The sequence below is a fragment of the Microbacterium aerolatum genome (genome assembly GCF_007988825.1).
GTDB classification, from domain to species: domain Bacteria; phylum Actinomycetota; class Actinomycetes; order Actinomycetales; family Microbacteriaceae; genus Microbacterium; species Microbacterium aerolatum.
Window position 1 is genome coordinate 116,752 of the sequence record NZ_BJUW01000006.1, and the last position, 19,288, is coordinate 136,039.

General features: G+C 69.4%; 18 protein-coding genes. 10 read left to right on the forward strand and 8 right to left on the reverse strand.

Translation table 11 applies throughout. The annotated features are described in order from the left end of the window. Nucleotides 1-2: 2 nt before the first annotated feature. From MAE01_RS08315 to MAE01_RS08340, 6 genes are all read right to left on the reverse strand, one after another. Entirely contained in the window at nt 3-2,645 is a 2,643-nt protein-coding gene (locus MAE01_RS08315; RefSeq protein ID WP_147039091.1) for a penicillin acylase family protein, read from the reverse strand. Nucleotides 2,646-2,783: 138 nt separating this feature from the next. Continuing rightward, the gene (locus MAE01_RS08320; protein ID WP_147039092.1) at nt 2,784-4,604 is read right to left on the reverse strand and encodes a YhgE/Pip family protein; all 1,821 of its coding nucleotides are present in this window, start codon (nt 4,602-4,604) and stop codon (nt 2,784-2,786) included. After that, nucleotides 4,601-5,206 (reverse strand): hypothetical protein, encoded by a 606-nt coding sequence (locus tag MAE01_RS08325; RefSeq protein ID WP_147039093.1) that lies wholly within the window; start codon nt 5,204-5,206, stop codon nt 4,601-4,603. The genes MAE01_RS08320 and MAE01_RS08325 overlap by 4 nt, the downstream gene beginning before the upstream one ends. Beyond that, nucleotides 5,203-5,838 carry a TetR/AcrR family transcriptional regulator gene (locus MAE01_RS08330; protein ID WP_147039094.1) on the reverse strand — a complete coding sequence of 212 codons (636 nt, stop codon included), beginning with the start codon at nt 5,836-5,838 and terminating at the stop codon, nt 5,203-5,205. Before MAE01_RS08330 ends, MAE01_RS08325 begins: the two co-directional genes overlap by 4 nt. Before the next feature lie 246 nt (nt 5,839-6,084). Then, nucleotides 6,085-7,530 carry an argininosuccinate synthase gene (argG, locus tag MAE01_RS08335; RefSeq protein WP_147039095.1) on the reverse strand — a complete coding sequence of 482 codons (1,446 nt, stop codon included), beginning with the start codon at nt 7,528-7,530 and terminating at the stop codon, nt 6,085-6,087. A gap of 47 nt (nt 7,531-7,577) precedes the next feature. Continuing rightward, nucleotides 7,578-8,132: a MarR family winged helix-turn-helix transcriptional regulator gene (locus tag MAE01_RS08340; protein WP_147039096.1), complete on the reverse strand. Its 555-nt coding sequence runs from the start codon at nt 8,130-8,132 to the stop codon at nt 7,578-7,580. Nucleotides 8,133-8,196: 64 nt separating this feature from the next. Between MAE01_RS08340 and idi the strand changes: the two genes are divergently transcribed. From idi to MAE01_RS08390, 10 genes are all read left to right on the forward strand, one after another. Next, nucleotides 8,197-8,739 (forward strand): isopentenyl-diphosphate Delta-isomerase, encoded by a 543-nt coding sequence (gene idi, locus MAE01_RS08345; RefSeq protein WP_229718120.1) that lies wholly within the window; start codon nt 8,197-8,199, stop codon nt 8,737-8,739. Beyond that, nucleotides 8,732-9,793, forward strand: coding sequence for a polyprenyl synthetase family protein (locus MAE01_RS08350; protein WP_147039097.1), 1,062 nt, complete (start codon nt 8,732-8,734; stop codon nt 9,791-9,793). The genes idi and MAE01_RS08350 overlap by 8 nt, the downstream gene beginning before the upstream one ends. Next, nucleotides 9,790-10,656 (forward strand): phytoene/squalene synthase family protein, encoded by an 867-nt coding sequence (locus tag MAE01_RS08355; protein WP_147039098.1) that lies wholly within the window; start codon nt 9,790-9,792, stop codon nt 10,654-10,656. Before MAE01_RS08350 ends, MAE01_RS08355 begins: the two co-directional genes overlap by 4 nt. Next, entirely contained in the window at nt 10,653-12,212 is a 1,560-nt protein-coding gene (crtI, locus tag MAE01_RS08360) for a phytoene desaturase family protein (protein WP_147039099.1), read from the forward strand. The genes MAE01_RS08355 and crtI overlap by 4 nt, the downstream gene beginning before the upstream one ends. Then, nucleotides 12,209-12,547 carry a lycopene cyclase domain-containing protein gene (locus MAE01_RS08365; RefSeq protein WP_147039100.1) on the forward strand — a complete coding sequence of 113 codons (339 nt, stop codon included), beginning with the start codon at nt 12,209-12,211 and terminating at the stop codon, nt 12,545-12,547. Before crtI ends, MAE01_RS08365 begins: the two co-directional genes overlap by 4 nt. After that, nucleotides 12,544-12,876, forward strand: a complete 333-nt coding sequence (locus tag MAE01_RS08370; RefSeq protein WP_147039101.1) for a lycopene cyclase domain-containing protein — start codon at nt 12,544-12,546, stop codon at nt 12,874-12,876. Before MAE01_RS08365 ends, MAE01_RS08370 begins: the two co-directional genes overlap by 4 nt. Continuing rightward, on the forward strand, nt 12,869-13,750 hold the full coding sequence (locus MAE01_RS08375) for a prenyltransferase (RefSeq protein ID WP_147039102.1): 882 nt from the start codon (nt 12,869-12,871) through the stop codon (nt 13,748-13,750). Before MAE01_RS08370 ends, MAE01_RS08375 begins: the two co-directional genes overlap by 8 nt. Next, entirely contained in the window at nt 13,747-15,225 is a 1,479-nt protein-coding gene (locus MAE01_RS08380) for an SDR family oxidoreductase (protein ID WP_147039103.1), read from the forward strand. Before MAE01_RS08375 ends, MAE01_RS08380 begins: the two co-directional genes overlap by 4 nt. Next, nucleotides 15,222-16,442, forward strand: a complete 1,221-nt coding sequence (locus tag MAE01_RS08385) for a ferrochelatase (protein ID WP_229718121.1) — start codon at nt 15,222-15,224, stop codon at nt 16,440-16,442. Before MAE01_RS08380 ends, MAE01_RS08385 begins: the two co-directional genes overlap by 4 nt. Before the next feature lie 142 nt (nt 16,443-16,584). Then, complete coding sequence (locus MAE01_RS08390; RefSeq protein ID WP_147039104.1) at nt 16,585-17,286, forward strand: ZIP family metal transporter; 702 nt, start codon at nt 16,585-16,587, stop codon at nt 17,284-17,286. Nucleotides 17,287-17,401: 115 nt separating this feature from the next. Here the strand turns inward: MAE01_RS08390 and MAE01_RS08395 are convergent, their stop codons facing one another. Beyond that, the gene (locus tag MAE01_RS08395; RefSeq protein WP_147039105.1) at nt 17,402-18,493 is read right to left on the reverse strand and encodes a hypothetical protein; all 1,092 of its coding nucleotides are present in this window, start codon (nt 18,491-18,493) and stop codon (nt 17,402-17,404) included. Next, a complete protein-coding gene (locus MAE01_RS08400) occupies nt 18,487-19,245 on the reverse strand; it encodes a hypothetical protein (RefSeq protein ID WP_147039106.1) in 759 nt (252 codons plus the stop codon). Before MAE01_RS08400 ends, MAE01_RS08395 begins: the two co-directional genes overlap by 7 nt. Nucleotides 19,246-19,288 lie beyond the last annotated feature (43 nt).

Sequence of the window (19,288 nt, forward strand, 5' to 3'; positions counted from 1 at the left end):
CCTCACTTCTTCGGCGACAGCACCAGGGTGTCGACGGTCGCCTCGTCCACGGCATCCGGCGTGTAGGCCCAGACGGTCTGGATGCCGGCGGCCCAGTTCTCGGTCTGATCGACGTAGTGCGGGTGGAAGGTGTGGCCGGACGCGCCGGTGAGGTGGTTCCACGATGAGGCGTCGAAGTCGGCCAGGTCGATGACCATGCGCATCGAGGGCACCGTCGTGGTCGCGTACGACTCGCCGATCATCCAGCCTGTCGCGTTGACGACCGATGCGCCGCCGCCGACCGGGTACGGGCCGCGGTTGAAGAGCATCTCGATCGGGGCGATGCCGGAGGAGCCGAACGTCTCGTTCGTCAGGGTGATCGCGTGCAGGCCGCCCCAGTTCCAGCGCGAGGCGGCGGTGCCCTGCAGGGACACGAGTTCGTCATAGGCCTGCTCGGCAGAGAGGGCGAGCATCTCCTCCATGCCGGACACGTCTATCTGCTCGTTGGTCCACAGCGGATCGGCCGGGTCGTCGAGCAGCGCGTCGACCACCGTGAACAGGCGGCCCTGGCCGCCGTACGGCAGCGGCTGCTCGCGGTTGGCGAAAAGGTTCAGCACCAGGTTCGACCAGAGCACGTTGGTGTACGCCGCGGCGGGGGAGTCGGCGTTGTTCTGCGCGTCCCACGTGCGCAGCAGCGCCACCGCCTCCTGCGGCCCCTTGCCTTCTACCTCGACGTCGCCCATCACCGTGGCGAGCTTCTTGCCGATCCACATCTCGTTGTCGTTCTGGATGTCGCGCAGGTCGGCGGCCGTGAGGGGACCGGCGGCGGCCTTGCGCTCGATCAGATGCGCGATACGCGCGGCGCGGTAGCCGTAGTCCCAGTCGCGGGAGAGGAAGTGGTCGTAGTCGTCGGTGACGATGGCGTTGTTCGCCGTGACGATGTAGCCGGAGCTCGGGTTGTACGACACCGGCAGCTCGTCGAAGGGAATGTAGTCGGTCCAGTCGTACGCGCTGTCCCAGCCGGGCTGCGGCAACCAGCCGTCGCCCGCGCCGCGGATGGGCAGCCGACCCGGTGCCTGATAGCCGATGTTGCCGTCGACGTCCGCGTAGATGAGGTTCTGAGCGGGGACGTCGAACAGGGACGCCGCCTTGCGGAAGCCGTCGAAGTCCCGCGCCGTGTTCAGTGCGAACAGCGCCCGTGCGGTCGTGCCGGGGTCCAGGGCGGTCCAGCGCAGGCTCACGGCGTACTCGCCGGACATGCCGGCGGCGGCATCCGTCTCGCCCTGGCTGAGGCCAGTGCCGTCGGCCCAGACCTCGCCGTCGGCGATGGCAGTGAAGTCGTCGGTGAGACCGGAGATGATCGGGCCGTGCACGGTGGAGCGGATCGTGAGGTCGATGTCGTCACCACCGGCCACCTTGATGGTCTCCTCGCGGACGTCGAGCGGCTCGAGAGCGCCGTCGCGCCAGTACTCGTCTCCGTCGACCTTCTCGACATACAGGTCTGCCACGTCGGTGGTGAGGTTCGTGAAGCCCCAGGCGACCCGGTCGTTGTGGCCGATGACGACGCCCGGCATGCCCGAGAACGAGAAGCCGCCTACATCGAACGGGCACGCCTCGCTGACCGTCGAGCAGCGCAGCTGCACCTGGTACCAGACGCTCGGCAGCGCCGCGCCCAGGTGCGGGTCGTTGGCCAGCAGCGGCATCCCGCTCTCGGTCAGCTCGCCGGAGACGACCCACGAGTTGGAGCCGATGCCCTCGCCGGCATCCCCGAGGAGCATGCTCGCTGCCTCGATGACGGTGTCGGCCTCGGCCCACTCGATCGTCGTGACGGCGTTCTGGATTCCGGCGTCGTCAGCGGGGTCGGTGAAGGATGCCGTGGCGGCGTCGGTCTCCAGCGCCGGCACAGTCGAGATCCTCGGGACGATCACGGGGTTCTCGTCGAACGGGTAGGCCGGGTACAGCTGTTCGAGGAGGGCGAGGCTGTCGTCGGGCGTCGCGGTGTCTCCGGTCTCGGCGACGAGCATCGCTCGCTCGGTCTCGTCCTCGATGTTGGTGCGGAGATCCCAGGCCATGGCCTTCAGCCAGGCGACCGAATCCGCCGGTTCCCACGGCTCGATCTCGTAGTCAGCGTTCTGCATGCCGAGAACGGCATATTCGAGGGATACGTCGGCGCCGTCATTCTCGGCGAGATAGGCGTTCACCCCGTCCGCGTAGGACTGGTAGTACGACAGGCTGGTCTCGTCGAGGGCTTCGACCTCCTGCTCGGCGATGTCGCGCCACCCCAGGGTGCGCAGGAACATGTCCGTCGCCGCCTGGGATTCGCCGAACATCTCGGCGACCCGGCCGCTGGTGACGTGCCGGCGGAAGTCCATCTCGAAGAAGCGGTCCTGCGCGTGCACGTACCCCTGCGCGTAGAAGAGGTCGGCGGACGAGTCGGCCGTGATGGTCGGCACGTCCAGCGCGTCGCGCTGCACGGTCACCTGGGACTGCAGGCCGTCGACCTGGAGCTCGCCGGACGTCTGCGGGAAGGAGCGCTGAATCGTCCAGACGACGAAGAACGCGGCAGCGACCACGATGACGGTGAGCCCTGCGACGACGAGGAAGGCGATCCTCCCGATCTTGGCGCCGAGGCGCCTGGGGGCAGGGTCAACGGATTCGGTCGTCATCGGCACAGCTTTCAGGGTCGCAGGTGGGATTCGGTGTCACCGAATCCCGGAGCGCGTTTCGGGTCCGCGCCCTCGAAGCCTAACCGATCGGGGGATTTCCGGTCCGAAGACTTGTGGAGGAGTTTCGCCGCCGTGCCGTCATCCGATCAGGCTCGGCTGGAGATCCCGCAGTGTGCGCCGGTGGGTCATCCTGGTCACCCCGATCGCCGCGAGCAGGAGGGCGCCGATGAGCCAGATGGCCAGGATGCCGAGGTCGGACCACGCCCGTGCGATGTCGCCGCCGTACATGAGCTGCCGCATCGCATCGACCACGAACCCCATTGGCAGCACGTGATGCAGTGCGGCGAGCGGTCCTGGCAGCGTCTGCCAGGGGAACGTGCCTCCGGCGGTGACCAGTTGCAGCACCATGAGGACGAGCCCGAGGAACTGGCCCACCGAACCCAGCCAGACGTTGAGCGCGAGGATGATCGCGGTGAAGGTGGCGGATGCCGCGACGAGGATCCCGAGGGCGCCCAGGAAGTTGTCGAACCGGAAGCCGAGCGCAAGCGTCAGGACGCCCATCAGTGCCACCATCTGCAGCGCCCCGAGCAGCGACGGGGTCAGCCAGCCGGCGAGCGTGATGCGCAGCGGTGAATGCAGGGCGGTCACGGCGCGACGGGAGACCGGCTTCACGATGAGGAACAGCGCATAGATGCCGATCCAGCCCGCCAGCGCCCCGAAGAAGGGAGCAAGGCCCGCGCCGTAGTCGTCGGCGGCTGCGCCGTCGTCGGTCGACACCCGCACCGGATCGGCGATCGTGTTCGCCTGGGCCGTGCGCTGCTCGGCCGTGGATGCCGGGATCTGCTCGACACCGGAGGAGAGTCCGTCGCGCAGCTGCACCGTCCCGTCGGCGAGCGTGCTCAGCCCGTCGCGCAGGGCGGCGGCACCGCTGTTCGCCGAGGCCGCACCCTCGGCGAGGGTCGCGGCGCCGTCGGCCAGGGTGGCCGCACTCGACGCCAGCGTCGACGCGCCGGCCGCGAGCCGGTCGATGTCGGCGATCGCGGTCTGCGCCTGTCCTGCTGCGGATTCGGCTCGATCCTCCAGCGGCTGCAGCGCGGCGATGACCTCATCGATCTCGGCACCCGTCAGTCCCCGCTCGACGAGGGCGGCACGGATGTCCGAGCGCACCTGCGGCAGTGCGTCCTCGACGTCGCGGGCTGCCCCGCTGACGCGGTGCGCGACGGCGGCGAGCTGGGCGTTGCCTTCTGCGACCTGCCGAGCGCCGTCGGAGAGCTGCCGCGAGCCGTCGGCGAGGCGTGCGGATCCCGCGGAGAGCTGCGCGGTGCCGTCGGCCAGTTCGGTGCCGCCCGTTCGGGCGGATGCCGCGCCGTCGGCCAGCTGGGATGCTCCGTCTGTGGCATCCACCAGCGAGGCGCGCACATCGGCGAGGCCGGTGAGCAGGCGACTGGCAGCCTCCGTGCCGACCTTCTCGGCGACCGTGCTGCGGATCTTCTCCACGGCTTGGGCGCCCATGCTCGAGGCCAGGTAGTTGTTGGCGTCGTTGGTGGCGAGCTGCAGCAGAGCCTGGCGCGGCTCGGTGCCGGATGCCGACGTGAGCGCGGTCGAGAAGTCGGTGGGGATGGTCACGGCGAAGTCGACGTCTCCGGCCTGCAGCGCGTCGGCGGCTTGGCCGGCATCCATCCTCTGCCAGTCGAATGCGGCGCCGTCGATCAGCGTCTCGGCGACGTCTTCGCCGTAGTTGATCTGCGTTTCCGGATCGGATGCCGACGGCGCACCCGCATCGTCGACGACGAGCGCGACGGGCACCTCGCTGAGCTTCGCGTACGGGTCCTGATTGGCCCAGAGGTAGAGCCCGCCGTACAGGACGGGCACCAGCATCAGCGCGATCAGCGCGATCAGGCCCATCTTCGTCGAGGTCAGCCGGCGCAGCTCGGCCGCGACCATGGCGGGAACCTTCATCGTTGCGCCTCCGGCATCCGCTCGATCGCTGCGGCGGCCGCGCCCCCGACGATCACGAGCATCGCGAGGCCGCGATCGGCGAACTCCTGGACGATCGGCCACCAGGACTCCGGACGTCCGCCGTGCCGATCGGGATGCGCGAGTACGAGACCCTCGACGCCCTCGCGCAGCACGGCGAGCTCGCACAGGAGCCGGACCCGGGCCGCGGTGGGGACGGCGCTGAACGGGACGCCGGCGAGTTCGGGATAGCCGATGTGCTTCAGCCAGCGGCGTGCGTGCAGGGGAGTGGCTCCGAGGCCGGCGAACATGAGCTCCTCCGCGACGACTCCGGCGACGGCGACGTCCGGGTGCGGGTCGTTGACGTCTGGCGCGTCGCACAGCGCGACGCGGCGGCGCAGCAGCGCGGCATCCTTCGCGTCGTCGATCGTGACGCTGCCGGTGTCCGGGCGCATGCGACCACTGGCGATGAGTCCGAGCACGGTCGGGCGCTGCTCGGTCTCGGCGAAGGCCACAGTGGCCTCCCCCGTGCGGTACGCCAGGGTCGTCTCGGGCAGGGCCTGGCCCTGCCGCCCCTTCGAGATGCCCAGCAGCTCGACCTTCATCGCGACGTCTCCGTCAGCAGGTCGTCGTTCGTGCGCAGCAGCTCATCGGACTCTCGCCAGGAGAGCCCTGCGATGCTGAGCACGGCGCGCACGGCGATCGAGCCGGGCCGGCTCGCCGGGTTCTCGGTGAACAGGGGTGCGCGGCTCACGACGGCGCGGGCGGTCTCCTCGATGAGGCGGGCGAGCATCTCGGCGCTCAGGTCGGTGCGCAGCGAGGCGTCCGCCTGGCCGCGCGCGACGATCTCGGCGAGCATGCGGCGCACCGGTGCGAGGGCGGCCGCGGTCGCGGCGACGTGGTCATCGTCCAGCGCCATGGCCGCAACCAGCTGGATATGCGCGGCGGCATCCCACAGCCGTGAGGCGAGGCGGGCGAGATCGAGCCGCGCGTCGCCGGTGGCCGGAGCATCCGCGATGTCGTTGAAGCGCTGAGCGCCGGTGACGATGAGTTCGTTCACGAGTGCGGCGCGGTCTTCGAAGTGCCCGTAAAGCGCTCGGCGCGTGAGGCCGGCGGTCCGCGCGATGAGGTCGATGGAGGCGCGCGGATCCTGCGCCAGGACTTCGCGAGCGGCCGAGAGGATGCTCTCGCGGTTGGCCTGCGCGTCGGCGCGGGGTGGTCGAGGGGTCGGTGTCACCGCACCATTCTAGAAACTTGCACAGTCCTGTGCAAGTTAGTTCAGCGAATGCTCAGAACGGCTTCGACTCGCTGCGCTCGCTCACCCCGTTTCGTCGCGCTCCGCTTGCTCAACGACCCGCGGAGAGAGCGCGTGCGGGAACAGCGCCTGCGGGTCGTTGAGCGAAGGCGCGGAGCGCCGCAGACGAAACGGGTTGAGCGCAGTCGCGCAACGACGGAGTCGAAGCCGCCGAGGGGGAGGGTGGGGTCAGTCCGTGCCGGAGTCGAACGCGGCGGCCTCGGACGCCCAGTCCACGGCATCCGCCAGCTTCTCGTCCGTGTCGGAGACCGAGTCCTCGACGCGATCAGTGATCTCGGATGCCTCGCCCGCCGTGACGCGGCCGACGAGCTCGCCCGTGGCGCCGCCGACCAGTCCCAGGCCCGCGTACTGCTCGAGGCGCGAGCGCGAGTCGGCGATGTCGAGGTTGCGCATGGTGAGCTGGCCGATGCGGTCGACGGGGCCGAAGGCGGCATCTCCCACGCGCTCCATCGAGAGCTTCTCGGGGCCGTACGACAGGTTCGGGCTGGTGGTGTCGAGGATCGTCCAGTCGTCGCCGCGGCGCAGGCGGATCGTGACGCTGCCGGTGATCGTGAGGCCCACCCAGCGCTGGATCGACTCGCGCAGCATGAGCGACTGCGGCTCGAGCCAGCGTCCCTCGTACATGAGGCGGCCGAGGCGCCGGCCCTGCTCGTGATAGGTGGCGAGGGTGTCCTCGTTGAGGATGCCGTTGACCAGGCGCTCGTAGGCGATGAACAGCAGCGCCATGCCGGGCGCCTCGTAGATGCCGCGCGACTTCGCCTCGATGATGCGGTTCTCGATCTGGTCGCTCATGCCGAGGCCGTGGCGGCCGCCGATCGCGTTGGCCTCGAGGACGAGGGCCACCGGGTCGGTGTACTCGACGCCGTTGATGGCGACGGGACGACCGGCCTCGAACGTCAGGGTGATGTCCTCGGTCTCGATCTCGACCGACGGGTCCCAGTACTTCACGCCCATGATCGGGTCGACCGTCTCGAGAGAGACATCGAGGTGCTCGAGGGTCTTCGCCTCGTGCGTCGCGCCCCAGATGTTGGCGTCCGTCGAGTAGGCCTTCTCCGCCGAGTCGCGGTACGGGAAGCCGTGCTCGACGAGCCATTCGCTCATCTCCTGGCGGCCGCCCAGCTCGGTGACGAAGTCGGCGTCCAGCCAGGGCTTGTACACGCGCAGGCGCGGGTTGGCGAGCAGACCGTAGCGGTAGAACCGCTCGATGTCGTTGCCCTTGTAGGTGGAGCCGTCGCCCCAGATGTCGACGCCGTCCTCCTTCATGGCGCGCACGAGCATGGTGCCGGTGACGGCACGCCCCAGCGGGGTGGTGTTGAAGTAGGTCTTTCCGCCCGAGCGGATGTGGAAGGCGCCGCACTGCAGTGCGACGAAGCCCTCTTCGACGAGCGCGGTCTTGCAGTCGACGATGCGGGCGATCTCGGCGCCGTACTCGAGCGCACGCCCGGGGATCGACTCGATGTCGTCCTCATCGGGCTGGCCGAGGTCGCCGGTGTAGGTGCAGGGGACTGCTCCCTTGTCGCGCATCCACGCGACGGCGACGGAGGTGTCAAGACCACCGGAGAATGCGATGCCGACGCGCTCGCCGACGGGGAGGGACTGCAGGACCTTGGACATGGTGTCCAGTCTATCGGCGCGCGGCGTGTCGCCCTGCGGGCTGCTCCTCAGGAGGAGGCGAGCTCTCCCTGCGGAGCATCCGCGTCCACCATTCCGCGGAGGAACCGGATCACCGCAGCGCGCTCGTCGGCGCTGATCGCGGCGACGGCAGCGAACCGCCTGGCGTGCTGACGCCCGATCGTGTCGTGCGCGGATCGCCGGGTGGCCTCCGTCACTTCGAGGCAGGTGGTGCGGCGGTCGTTCGGATGCGGCACGCGGATGACATGACCCCCTGCGACGAGCCGGTCGACGAGCTTCGTCGTCGACGCGCTGGAGATGCCGACTTCTCGCGCGATGTCCTTCGGCGTCACGAGCTGGTCCTGATCCTGTGCGCGGATCATCATTCGGATCGCGCGCATGTCGCTCTCGTTGAGCTTCATGTAGCGATTGGATGCCTCAGACAACGTACGCGACGCGACCTGCCATTCCCGCAGCGCCTCGAGGACGCGGTAGCACTGGTCGATCTCCCCTTCCGAGAGGCCGGTGCGATCGATGAGATCGGAATCCGCTGCGAAGTACCGGATCTCTTTCTCTTCTGCCCGCCCTCGGGTTGACTTGTGCATGATCACATCCTAGCTGTTACGCTGGGCATAATGTTCGCCAGGCTAGAGAAATGGAGGCCGTCGCATGGAGATGGTCATTCTGGTCGACGACCGCGGTGAAGCCGTCGGAACGCAGAGCAAGGAGAGCGTGCACGGCTCGAACACGCCTCGGCACCTCGCCTTCTCCTGCCACATCGTGGACGATGCCGGCCGGGTGCTCGTTACTCGGCGGGCGCTCGCGAAGCGCACCTGGCCGGGAGTGTGGACGAACGCGGTGTGCGGGCATCCAGGGCCGGGGGAGTCGCTGGAACAGGCGGTGCGCCGCCGGGTGGCGTTCGAACTGGGCTCTGAGGTGTCGGACGTCGTCTGCGTCATCCCCGACTTCGGCTACTCGGCCCGCGATGCATCCGGCATCGAGGAGAACGAGCACTGCCCGGTGTTCATCGCGAGGACGGCGTCCGCTCTCGCCCCGAACCCCGACGAGGTCGCCGAGTTCCAGTGGACCACCCCGTCGGCCCTGACCACCGCCGTTGACGCGGCACCCTGGGCGTTCAGCCCCTGGCTCGTCTCCCACCTCGACGAGCTGGCACCGCACCTGGCGCGCATGACCGAGAACGCCGATGTCTGAGATGACCGCCACCGCACAGCTCGTGCCCACCTTAGACGCGCGTCTCGGCGAGCTGCTGACGGCCGCACGAGCTCGGTCGCGATCCTTCGCGCCGCCGTTCGAGCAGCTCTGGGAATCCCTTGAGCACATCGCACGCGGAGGCAAGCGGGTCCGGCCGCGCATGCTGATCGACGCCTACCGGGCCCTGGGCGGTACCGACGAGAGAGCGGCGATCGACGCGGCATGTGCGGTGGAGCTTCTGCACATCGCGCTGGTGATCCATGACGACGTGATCGACCAGGATCTGACGCGCAGGGGTGAGCTGAACATCACGGGCAGGTTCGCGACGGACGCGATGCTGCTCGGCGCAGAGCGCGACGCCGCACGGGCCTGGGGCGAGGCATCCTCGATCCTCGCCGGCGATCTGATGCTCACGATGGCGCACTCGATCCTCGCGCGGATCGATGTCGACGACGATCGACGCGCCGCGATGCTCGACGCCTTCGAGGATGCCGTGTACGAGAGCGCGGCGGGGGAGCACCGTGACGTGTGGCTCAGCCTGCATCTCGATCCTGCAGGCCCCGATGACGTGCTGAGGATGGCGGAGCAGAAGACCGCCGCGTACTCGTTCCAGGCACCGCTCGCGCTCGCGGCGATCCTCGCCGGCGCGGGCGAGCCGATCGTCGACGAGCTCACCGAGATCGCCCGGCGCATCGGAGTGATCTATCAGTTGCGCGACGACGTCCTCGGTCTGTTCGGCGATGAGCGGCGCACCGGCAAGTCGACGCTCAGCGACCTGCGAGAGGGGAAGGAGACCCTCCTGGTCGCGTACGCGCGCTCCTCGGCAGGGTGGGCCGAGGTCGCCGCCCTGTTCGGTGACGAGCAGCTCGACGAGATCGGCGGACAGCGGCTTCGCCGGGTGGTCGAGGAGTCGGGGGCGCTCGCCGCCGTCGAATCCGTCATCGCCGAACGCTGTGACGATGTCCACCGGCTGATCGGGGACGCGCACATCCCCGCGGCCCTGAGGGAACAGCTGGCGGCGCTCACGCACGCCTGCGGATCGCGGGACGCATGAGCGACACGGGGATCGAGCTCTACAACGCGACCGCGAAGGCCAGCGCCTCGACGGTCATCCGGCGCTACTCGACGTCGTTCGGCTGGGCGAGCAGGCTCCTGGCCGCTCCCATGCGCGAGCATGTCGCGCACATCTACGCCCTCGTGCGTCTTGCCGACGAGCTCGTGGACGGTCCGGCCGAGGCCGCCGGTGTGGACAAGGCCACCCGCGGCATCCTGCTCGACGAGCTCGAGGCCGACACCGCCAGGGCACTCAAGCTGGGGTTCAGCACCAACCTCATCGTGCACGCGTTCGCCCTGACCGCGCGTCAGCACGGGATCGGCATGGACCTGTGCGGCCCGTTCTTCGCATCGATGCGGAGAGACCTCGACGACGCGACATTCGACGAAGCAGGACTCGACGAGTACATCTACGGCTCGGCCGAGGTCGTGGGCCTGATGTGCCTCGCGGTGTTCGAGACCGGCAGGGTCCGAGGAGAGGAGGAGCGCCGCGTGCTGCGCGACGGCGCTCGCCGCCTGGGTGCCGCGTTCCAGAAGGTCAACTTCCTCCGCGACTTCGCCGAGGACCACGACGAGCTGGGCCGCACGTACTTCCCCGGGACGGCGAAAGAGCTCACGGAAGAGGCGAAGGGCGAGATCGTCCGGTCCATCAGGGAAGACCTGCGCGCGGCGGATGCCGCCATCCCTCTGCTGACGACAGCGTGCCGCCCGTCGGTGTGGGCCGCGCAGGCGATGTTCCGCGATCTCACCGACCGCATCGAGTCGACTCCTGCGGCGGTCCTGGCGCACACCCGCGTGCGCGTGCCCGACCCCGTGAAGGCGCGCATTCTCGTGCGCGCCATGGGGATGAAGGCGGCACGATGACGGCTCCGCGGGTCGTCGTCATCGGCGGCGGCGTGACCGGGCTCGCCACGGCGTGCCTGCTCGCACGAGACGGGCACCGGGTGACGGTGCTCGAGAAGAACGCCGAACTCGGCGGCAGGGCCGGCGCCTGGGAGCAGGACGGATTCACGTTCGACACGGGCCCGTCGTGGTATCTCATGCCCGAGGTGTTCGAGCACTTCTACCGGCTGATGGGCACGACGACCGCCGAGCAGATCGAGCTGGTGCCGCTGCAGCCCGGCTACCGGGTCTATGACGAGCCGACGGGGGTGGCCGCCGCGGAGCACATCGACGTCAGCACGGGGGCCGACGCCGTCGCCGAGCTCTTCGAACGCCGCGAGCCCGGCGCCGGCATCCGCCTGCGTCGCTATCTGGCGTCCGCGACCAAGACCTACCGCGCGTCGGTCGCCTCGTTCCTCTACAACCCGTTCTCCTCCTGGCGCGACTTCGCGAATCCCGCGGTGTTCACGGCCGCTCCGGCGGTGATCCCGCTGCTGGTGCGATCGCTGTGGTCGTTCGTCGCCCGGCGGTTCCGCGATCCGCTGCTGCGCAAGGTCCTCGGCTACCCGGCCGTGTTCCTGGGCACCTCGCCGTTCGACGCGCCGGCGCTCTATCACCTGATGAGCCATATGGATCTCGTCGACGGCGTGCAGTATCCGCGTGGGGGCTTCCGCGCCTTCGTCGACTCGCTCGTCGAGATCGCACGCGCACAGGGCGTCGAGTTGCTCACCGGCAGCGATGTCACCGCGATCCGCAGCGAGAACGGCGCCGCACGCGCGGTCGAGTTCGAGCGCGACGGTCGCAGGAGCCGGCTCGAGGCCGACATCATCGTCTCGGCGATCGACGAGCACCACACCGAGACCGTGCTGCTCGAGGAGGCCGACCGGTCGTACCCGGCGAAACGGTGGCAGAAGCAGATCACCGGGCCCAGCGCCGTTCTCGTCATGCTCGGCGTCGACGGCGCGCTGCCCGAACTGCGGCACCACACGCTGTTCTTCTCCGAGGACTGGCACGACAACTTCGACGCGATCTTCGGGCCGTCGCCGCGGGTTCCGGGGACGCCGTCGATCTACGTCTGCAAGCCGAGTGCGACCGATGACGGCGTCGCGCCGGCCGGAGCGGAGAACCTGTTCGTGCTGGTCCCGCTGCCGCCGGACACCTCGATCGGGCACGGCGGCGTCGGCTCCGCGGGCGACGCGGCGGTGGGCGAGGTGGCGGATGCCGCGATCGCACAGATCGCCGCGTGGGCGGGCATCCCCGATCTCGCCTCGCGTATCGTCGTGCGGCGCACGGTGGGCCCGGCCGACTTCGCATCGCAGTTCAACAGCTTCCGGGGAAGCGCGTTGGGGCCGGCGCACACCCTCGCCCAGAGCGCGTTCTTCCGCGGGGTGACGCGGTCGCGTCGCGTCGACGGGCTGTTCTACGCGGGGGCGACCTCCGTTCCCGGCGTCGGGCTCCCGATGTGCCTGATCAGCGCGGAGCTCGTGCTCAAGCACGTGCGCGGGGATCACTCGCCGGGCCCCCTGGAGGAATCGTGAGTGCCGTCTACGCGGTCTCGCTGGTCGTCAGCACGGCCTGCCTGGTGCTGCTCGACGTCCGCTTCGGGCTGGTCTTCCGCCGACGCCCGCTGATCGCGACGGCGACGCTCGCCATCGGGGTGGTCTTCTTCGTCGCATGGGATGCCGTCGGCATCGGGCTCGGAGTCTTCCGCCATCTGGATTCGTCCTGGGCCACCGGCATCCTGCTCGCTCCTGAATTCCCCCTCGAGGAGCTGCTCTTCCTGCTGTTCCTCTGCTATCTCACGCTGATTCTGCTCAGCGGGTGGCGACGGTGGCGCGAGGAACCGCGGCGCGAGAGGCAGGACGCCCGGTGACCTACCTGCTCATGTCGCTCCCCTTCCTCGGCGCGGGGCTCATCGTCTTCGCCCTCGGTGCGCTGCACGCGACCCGCCGCAGAACCGCCGACCGCTACTTCTCGTCGTGGGCCGCGGCGACGGGCGCGCTTCTGATCCTGACGGCGGTGTTCGACAACGTGATGATGATGGCCGGCTTCTTCGACTACGGCACGGAGCAGATCTCGGGACTGCGACTGGGGCTGATGCCGCTCGAGGACTTCCTCTATCCGATCGTCGGGGCACTACTGCTGTCGGGCGTCTGGCAGCTGCTCGGCGGCTCCCGCAGAGGGGATGGCGGCCATGATTGAGACCGCGAAGGCGCTGTTCATCGCCTCCCGGCCGCTGAGCTGGATCAACACCGCGTACCCGTTCGCCGCGGTCTACCTGCTGACCATCGGGACGATCGATGTCGTGCTGATCGTGGGGACCCTCTTCTTCCTCGTGCCGTACAACCTCGCGATGTACGGCGTGAACGATGTGTTCGACTACGAGTCCGATCTCGCCAACCCGCGCAAGGGCGGGGCGGAGGGCGCGAAGCTCCCGCCCAGGCTGCACCGCACGACGCTGGTCGCCGCCGCGGTGCTCGCGATCCCGTTCGTGATCGCACTGGTCGTGCTCGGCGCGGACCGGCCGATGTCCTGGCTCGTGCTGGCGATCAGCCTGTTCGCCGTGCTCGCCTACTCGGTGCGAGGTCTGCGGTTCAAGGAGATCCCGGTTCTCGACTCGATCACCTCGAGCACGCACTTCGTCACCCCGGCGCTGTACGCGCTCGCCCTTGCAGGCACGACCGTCACACCGGCGATCGTCATCACGATGATCGCGTTCTTCTGCTGGGGCATGGCCAGCCACGCGTTCGGCGCCGTGCAGGACATCGTCCCCGATCGGGATGCCGGGATCGGATCCATCGCCACGGTGTTCGGAGCTGCCACGACCGTCCGGATCGCCGTCGGGCTGTGGGCGCTCGCCGGGGTACTCATGCTCTTCGTCCCGTGGCCGGCGAACCTGGCCGCGCTCGCGGCGGTGCCGTACATCGCGATCGTCGCGCCGTTCCTGCGTATCGACGACGCGCACTCGGCCGAGGCCAACCGTGCATGGCGCCGATTCCTCGCGATCAACTACGCGGTGGGATTCGCGATCACGATGCTGCTCATTGTCTGCACGATCGAGGGGCTGTTCGCATGACGCGCGTGCTCGTCACCGGTGCGACCGGATACATCGGCGGACGTCTCGTGCCGCAGTTGCTGGATGCCGGGTTCGAGGTGAGCGTGTACGTCCGCTCGACATGGAAGCTGCGCGACGTGCCATGGCGGAGCCGGGTGAAGGTCTTCTCCGGAGACCTCTCCGACCCGGTCGCGACGCGACGAGCGATGAGGGGAGCGGACGTCGCCTTCTACCTCGTGCACGCCATGAGCGCCGGCCGCGGGTTCCGCTCAGCCGAGAAGCAGGCCGCCGATACCTTCGCCGAGGCCGCCACGGCATCCGGCGTGCAGCGCATCGTGTATCTGGGCGGACTGCATCCCGACGACGTCGAGCTGTCGGAGCACCTCGCCTCCCGCGCGGCGGTCGGCCAGGTGTTCCTGGACTGCCCCGTTCCGGCCATCGTCTTCCAAGCCGGGATCGTGATCGGGTCGGGGTCGGCGTCGTTCGAGATGATCCGGCACCTGACCGAGGTGCTGCCGTACATGCCGGCGCCGCGATGGGTGCGAAACCGGGTGCAACCCATCGCCGTCCGCGACGTGCTGCGCTATCTCGTTCGAGCCGTCGATGTCGAAGGAACGCTCAACCGCACGTTCGACATCGGCGGCCCCGACATCCTCCGGTACGGACAGATGATGAACGGCTACGCGGTTGAAGCCGGCCTTCCGCAGCGTCACATCGCAGCCCTCCCGGTCCTCACGCCGTGGCTCGCCTCGCAGTGGGTGAGCCTGGTGAGCCCTGTCCCGCGGCAGATCGCGGTTCCGATCATTGCGTCGCTGCAGAACGACTGCGTCATGATCGAGCACGACATCGACGCCCACATCCCGCCGCCCGAAGAGGGGCTGCTGCCCTACCGCACCGCCGTACGCCTGGCGCTGCGTCGTGAAGCCGACGGCGAGGTCGAGACGAGTTGGCAGAGCGCGACGGTGCCTGGCGCCCCGAGCGACCCCCTGCCGAGCGACCCGGACTGGGCGGGGCACACGGTCTTCACTGACCTGCGTGAGCGCAGGACCACGGCATCCACTGGCGCGGTGTGGGACGTGATCGAGGCGATCGGCGGCGACAAGGGCTGGCACTCTTTCCCGCTGGCGTGGGCCGCCCGCGGCTGGATCGACCGACTGGTCGGCGGGGTCGGGATGCGGCGAGGTCGCCGGCATCCCTCGCGAGTGAACAGCGGAGACGTCATCGACGTGTGGCGGGTGGAATCCATCGAGCGCGGGCGGATGCTGCGCTTGCGCGCCGAGATGAGGATGCCAGGTCGCGGGTGGCTGGAACTCGGGGTGGAACAGGCCGAGGAAGGAAGCGCGTATCGTCAGCGCGCCGTGTACTTCCCCAAGGGCCTCAGCGGCCGGCTGTACTGGCTCGTGCTGCTGCCGTTCCACGGCATCATCTTCAACGGCATGGCCGCCAGCATCCTGCACGAGGCGGAGCAGAAGGACGGAAAGGAGCGAGGACGATGAGCACCGACATGAACGCGCGACCCCGGCGGGAGACCAAGCCGCCCGCGGCCACGGGCGTGCACGTGGAGGACGGCGCCGCCGTCCCCTCCGCCACCGCCGCGACGCGGGAGGGGCCGGAGCACGCCACGCAGCCGATGGTCTACGACGCCATCCTGCTGTCCGGATTCGGCGGCCCGGAGGGGCAGGAGGATGTGCTGCCGTTCCTTCGTAACGTCACCCGCGGCCGCGGCATTCCGGACGAACGGCTCGAGGAGGTGGCGCACCACTACCGCCACTTCGGCGGTGTGAGCCCGATCAACGAACAGAACCGCGAACTGCTGCGGGCGCTGCGGGCGGCGCTCGCCGGCGAAGGGATCGACCTCCCCGTCTACTGGGGCAACCGCAACTGGGCGCCCTACCTGGACGAGGCGCTGGCTCAGGCGGCGGGCGACGGCGTCCGCACCATGATCGCGATTCCGACGAGCGCGTACTCCTCGTACTCGTCATGCCGCCAGTACCGCGAGGACTGGGCCGACGCCCTGGAGGCCGCGGGTCTTCAGAGCCAGGTGCAGATCGACAAGGTGCGGCAGTACTTCTCGCATCCCGGTTTCATCCGCCCGTTCGTCGACGGTCTGCGCGACGCGCTCGCCGCGGCGCGGCAGGCCGGCCACGACGACACCCGCATCGAGGTGCTGTTCTCGACGCACAGCATCCCGACCGAGGACGCCGCGCTCTCCGGGGGCGCCGACTTCACGGGGGTGGACGGCGGCGGCTACGTCGCGCAGCACCTGGCCGTCGCACGCGAGGTCATCGCGAAGACGGCGCCGGAGATCTCTTGGCAGCTCGTCTTCCAGTCGCGTTCGGGTCCGCCGTCGCAGCCGTGGCTCGAGCCCGACATCAACGACACGACCGAGGCGCTCGAGGGCCGCAGCGCGGTGATCGTCGTGCCGCTCGGGTTCGTGAGCGACCACATGGAGGTCATGTGGGACCTCGACACGGAAGCTCGGGAGACGGCGGAGGAGCACGGCCTGTGGTTCGCGCGCACGCCGACCCCCGGCACGCACCCCGCCTTCGTCGCGGCGCTCGTCGATCTGGTGCGGGAGCGGATCGCCGGCATCCCCGTCGAGCAGCGCCTGAACGAGACCGAGATCGGGCCCTGGTACGACGTGTGCAGGGGCGGATGCTGCGCGAACCCGCGCCTGGGCTTCAAGCCGGCGATCGCGGGGTTGCAGCCGTAGCCCTTCGGCCGCTGCCGCCGTTGGAAATCCCGGACGATCTGGCGTGTCGCCGGAGTGTCGATGGCCGGCGCGCCGACGACACGCCAGTCGATGTCTGTTTTCCACCTGGGGGCCGACGGGATGCCGCCGCTACGGTGGCTGCATGGGCGAGGCGATCCTGTGGGGCGCGGTCGCGGCGGCGCCGCTGCTCGTCGGTGCGGTGCTGGCGATGCTGCGGAAGTGGCCACCGCGCCTGCTCGGCATCGTGCTCGGCTTCGGCGCCGGAGCGCTCATGGCGTCGATCGCTTTCGAGCTGTGGGAGGAGGGGCTGGATCTCGCCGGTCCCATCCCGCTCGTCGTCGGTGTCGCCGCCGGTGCGCTGACGTACTACGTCGCCGACCGGATCGTGGAGCGGCGAGCATCCGCCTCGCACGGGGCGGGAGGCCCGCTTGCCGTCGGCGCGCTGCTCGACGGCATCCCGGAACAGCTCGTCCTCGGCATCGGACTCGCGTCCGGAGAAGGCGTCAGCGTCGCCCTCGTCATCGCGATCGTCGTCTCGAACCTGCCCGAGTCGATCGGATCCGCCGCCGACCTGCTGGACGGCGGCATGAAGCGCGCACGCGTGCTCGGGCTGTGGGCAGGCGTCGCCGTCGTGTGCGCCCTCGCGACGATCGCCGGTTTCGCACTGGCGGATGCCGTCGGCCCCGAGTTCCAGGCCGGGGCGAGCGGCTTCGCGGCCGGGGCGCTGCTCGTCATGCTCGTGGACTCGATGGTCCCCGACGCCCAGTCCAAGGCGAAGGAGTCCACGGGGCTCGCCACGGTCCTCGGCTTCGCGCTCGCCGCCGGGCTGTCACTGGCGTCCTGAGCGGCGTCGGTCAGAGTTGGAAAACCCAGACGAGTCGGCGTGTCGACGGTGCGTCGAGCCCTGACACGCCGCCGACACGCCAGATGGTCCGGGTTTTCCGAACCGGCCGGGCGAATCAGAACCCGGGGTACTCCTGCAGCCGCTGTTCGAACTCGGCGCGGTCGGCCTCGCTGAGCAGCTCGGGCGCGAGGAAGTAGATCTGCAGCCCCTCCAGAGGCTCGCCGGACTTCGCGCTGTCGGCCTCGCGCTCGGCGCGCAGCTCGCCGGCGGGGTCGTTGGAGAGGTCGTACATCACGGCGTAGAAGCGCATCGGATCGGGATAGTTGTCGGTGTACCACTCCCAGGTGTGCTGCGTGCGGGGGTCGTTCGAGCCGTAGAACCGCTGCAGGATCGCGTCGTCGAGGTTCGAGGACGGATCGTTGAACGAGTACATCCCGTACATGCCGTACTCGACGAGCACGTCCTGGATGACGCTCATCACGTCGAGTTTGCGGTCGTAGTCCTGGATGGGCTCGTTCGTCATCCACGGCACGGAGATGTACTGCACCAGCATCGACTCGCCGCCGTAGCCGTTGCGCTCGGGGCGCAGATCCTCCGGCCCGACCTCTGTCCACGTGTAGCCGTACCGGTCGCTCAGCCGCTCCCGGATCTCGGCCAGCGCCGCATCGCTCTGCGCGCGCACCTGTTCGAGCGAGGGCTGCGCGAGGATCTGGCTCGACGAGATGTCCTTGATGCCGGGGAACGCCTCCTCGTGCTTCTGCTCCGCCGACTTCTGGCCGTCGTAGCTGCCGGATGCCGAGGTCTGCAGCGCGCTCGCCGCTCCGACCGTGGCGACGTTCAGCAGCAGCGTGATGACCAGGGCGGATGCTCCGAGCACCCGGCCGCGCGGGGTGAGCACCGCCGCCACGACGACGCCGAGTACGATCAGCTGCAGCGCCAGCATCGTCGCGCCGTAGAGCAGTTCCGTGCCGCCGGCCAGCAGCGCGCTGAGCAGCACCAGTGCGAACAGGATCGCGCTCAGCAGGGCGACCCAGCCGATCGCGTTCGCCGGCTGCTTGTCCTTCGGCACGGTGGCCGAGCTGACGATCGGCGAAGGCGCATCGGTCGGCGCCGACGTGCGACGCGCGCCGTGGTAACCGCCGGGCGGAGGGACGGGCGGGGCGCCCTCGACGCCTGCGATATAGCGCGCGCGCTGCGGATCTACCATGGCTTGTCCGTCCCGCCGCCGGGGGTGTCGTCGCCCTGGTTCTCCTGACGCTCCTCCGCCCCCTGCTCGAGCTTCTTCTGCAGCTCGTCGAGTTCGTCCTGACCGGGCTGGGGCTGCTGCTCGCCGTCCTCGCCGCCGTCCGGATTCTGCTGCTGGTTCTGGTCGCTCTGCTGCTGCTTCTCCTGCAGCCGGTTCTCGAGGTCCTCGAGCGTGTCGCTCATGCTGCGATCGGGGTCGGGCGACTGCGAGTCTGCCTCTTCGCTGTTGCACTCCTCCGGCGTCTCGGCCGTCACGCGCAGTGCCTCGCCGTACAGCTCGGCGGCACCGGGTCCGTCGCCGTCGCTCAGCGCCGCGTCGCCCTGCCGCTCGATCACGAGCGCGAGATTGACCCGCACAGCGCAGACCTCGAGACCGGAGGCCAGTGTGAGCGCCTCGTCGAGCTTGCCGCGCGCGGCATCCAGCTCCTCCGCGCCGGCCCGGGCCGTGCCGATGTTGTACGGCGCCTTGTACGGCTCGAACCAGTTCAGGAACTCCTGACCCTGTGCCGCGCTCGTGGACCCCGAGTAGTCGCCGACGACGTACGTCGAGATCGCCTGGTGCGCGAACCCGTACATGCTCAGCAGCTTGCCGACGAACAGCAGCGCGGCCAGCGTGATCGGCAGCGTGCCGATCACGAGCCAGCGACGGATGCTGCGGCGCCGGCGATTCGCGGCGAGCAGAGCGGCCGCGGCATCCGAAGGAGCGGGGGTCATGAGTCACCTCCGCCAGAACGCGGGTCGTTGAGCGGAGGCTGCG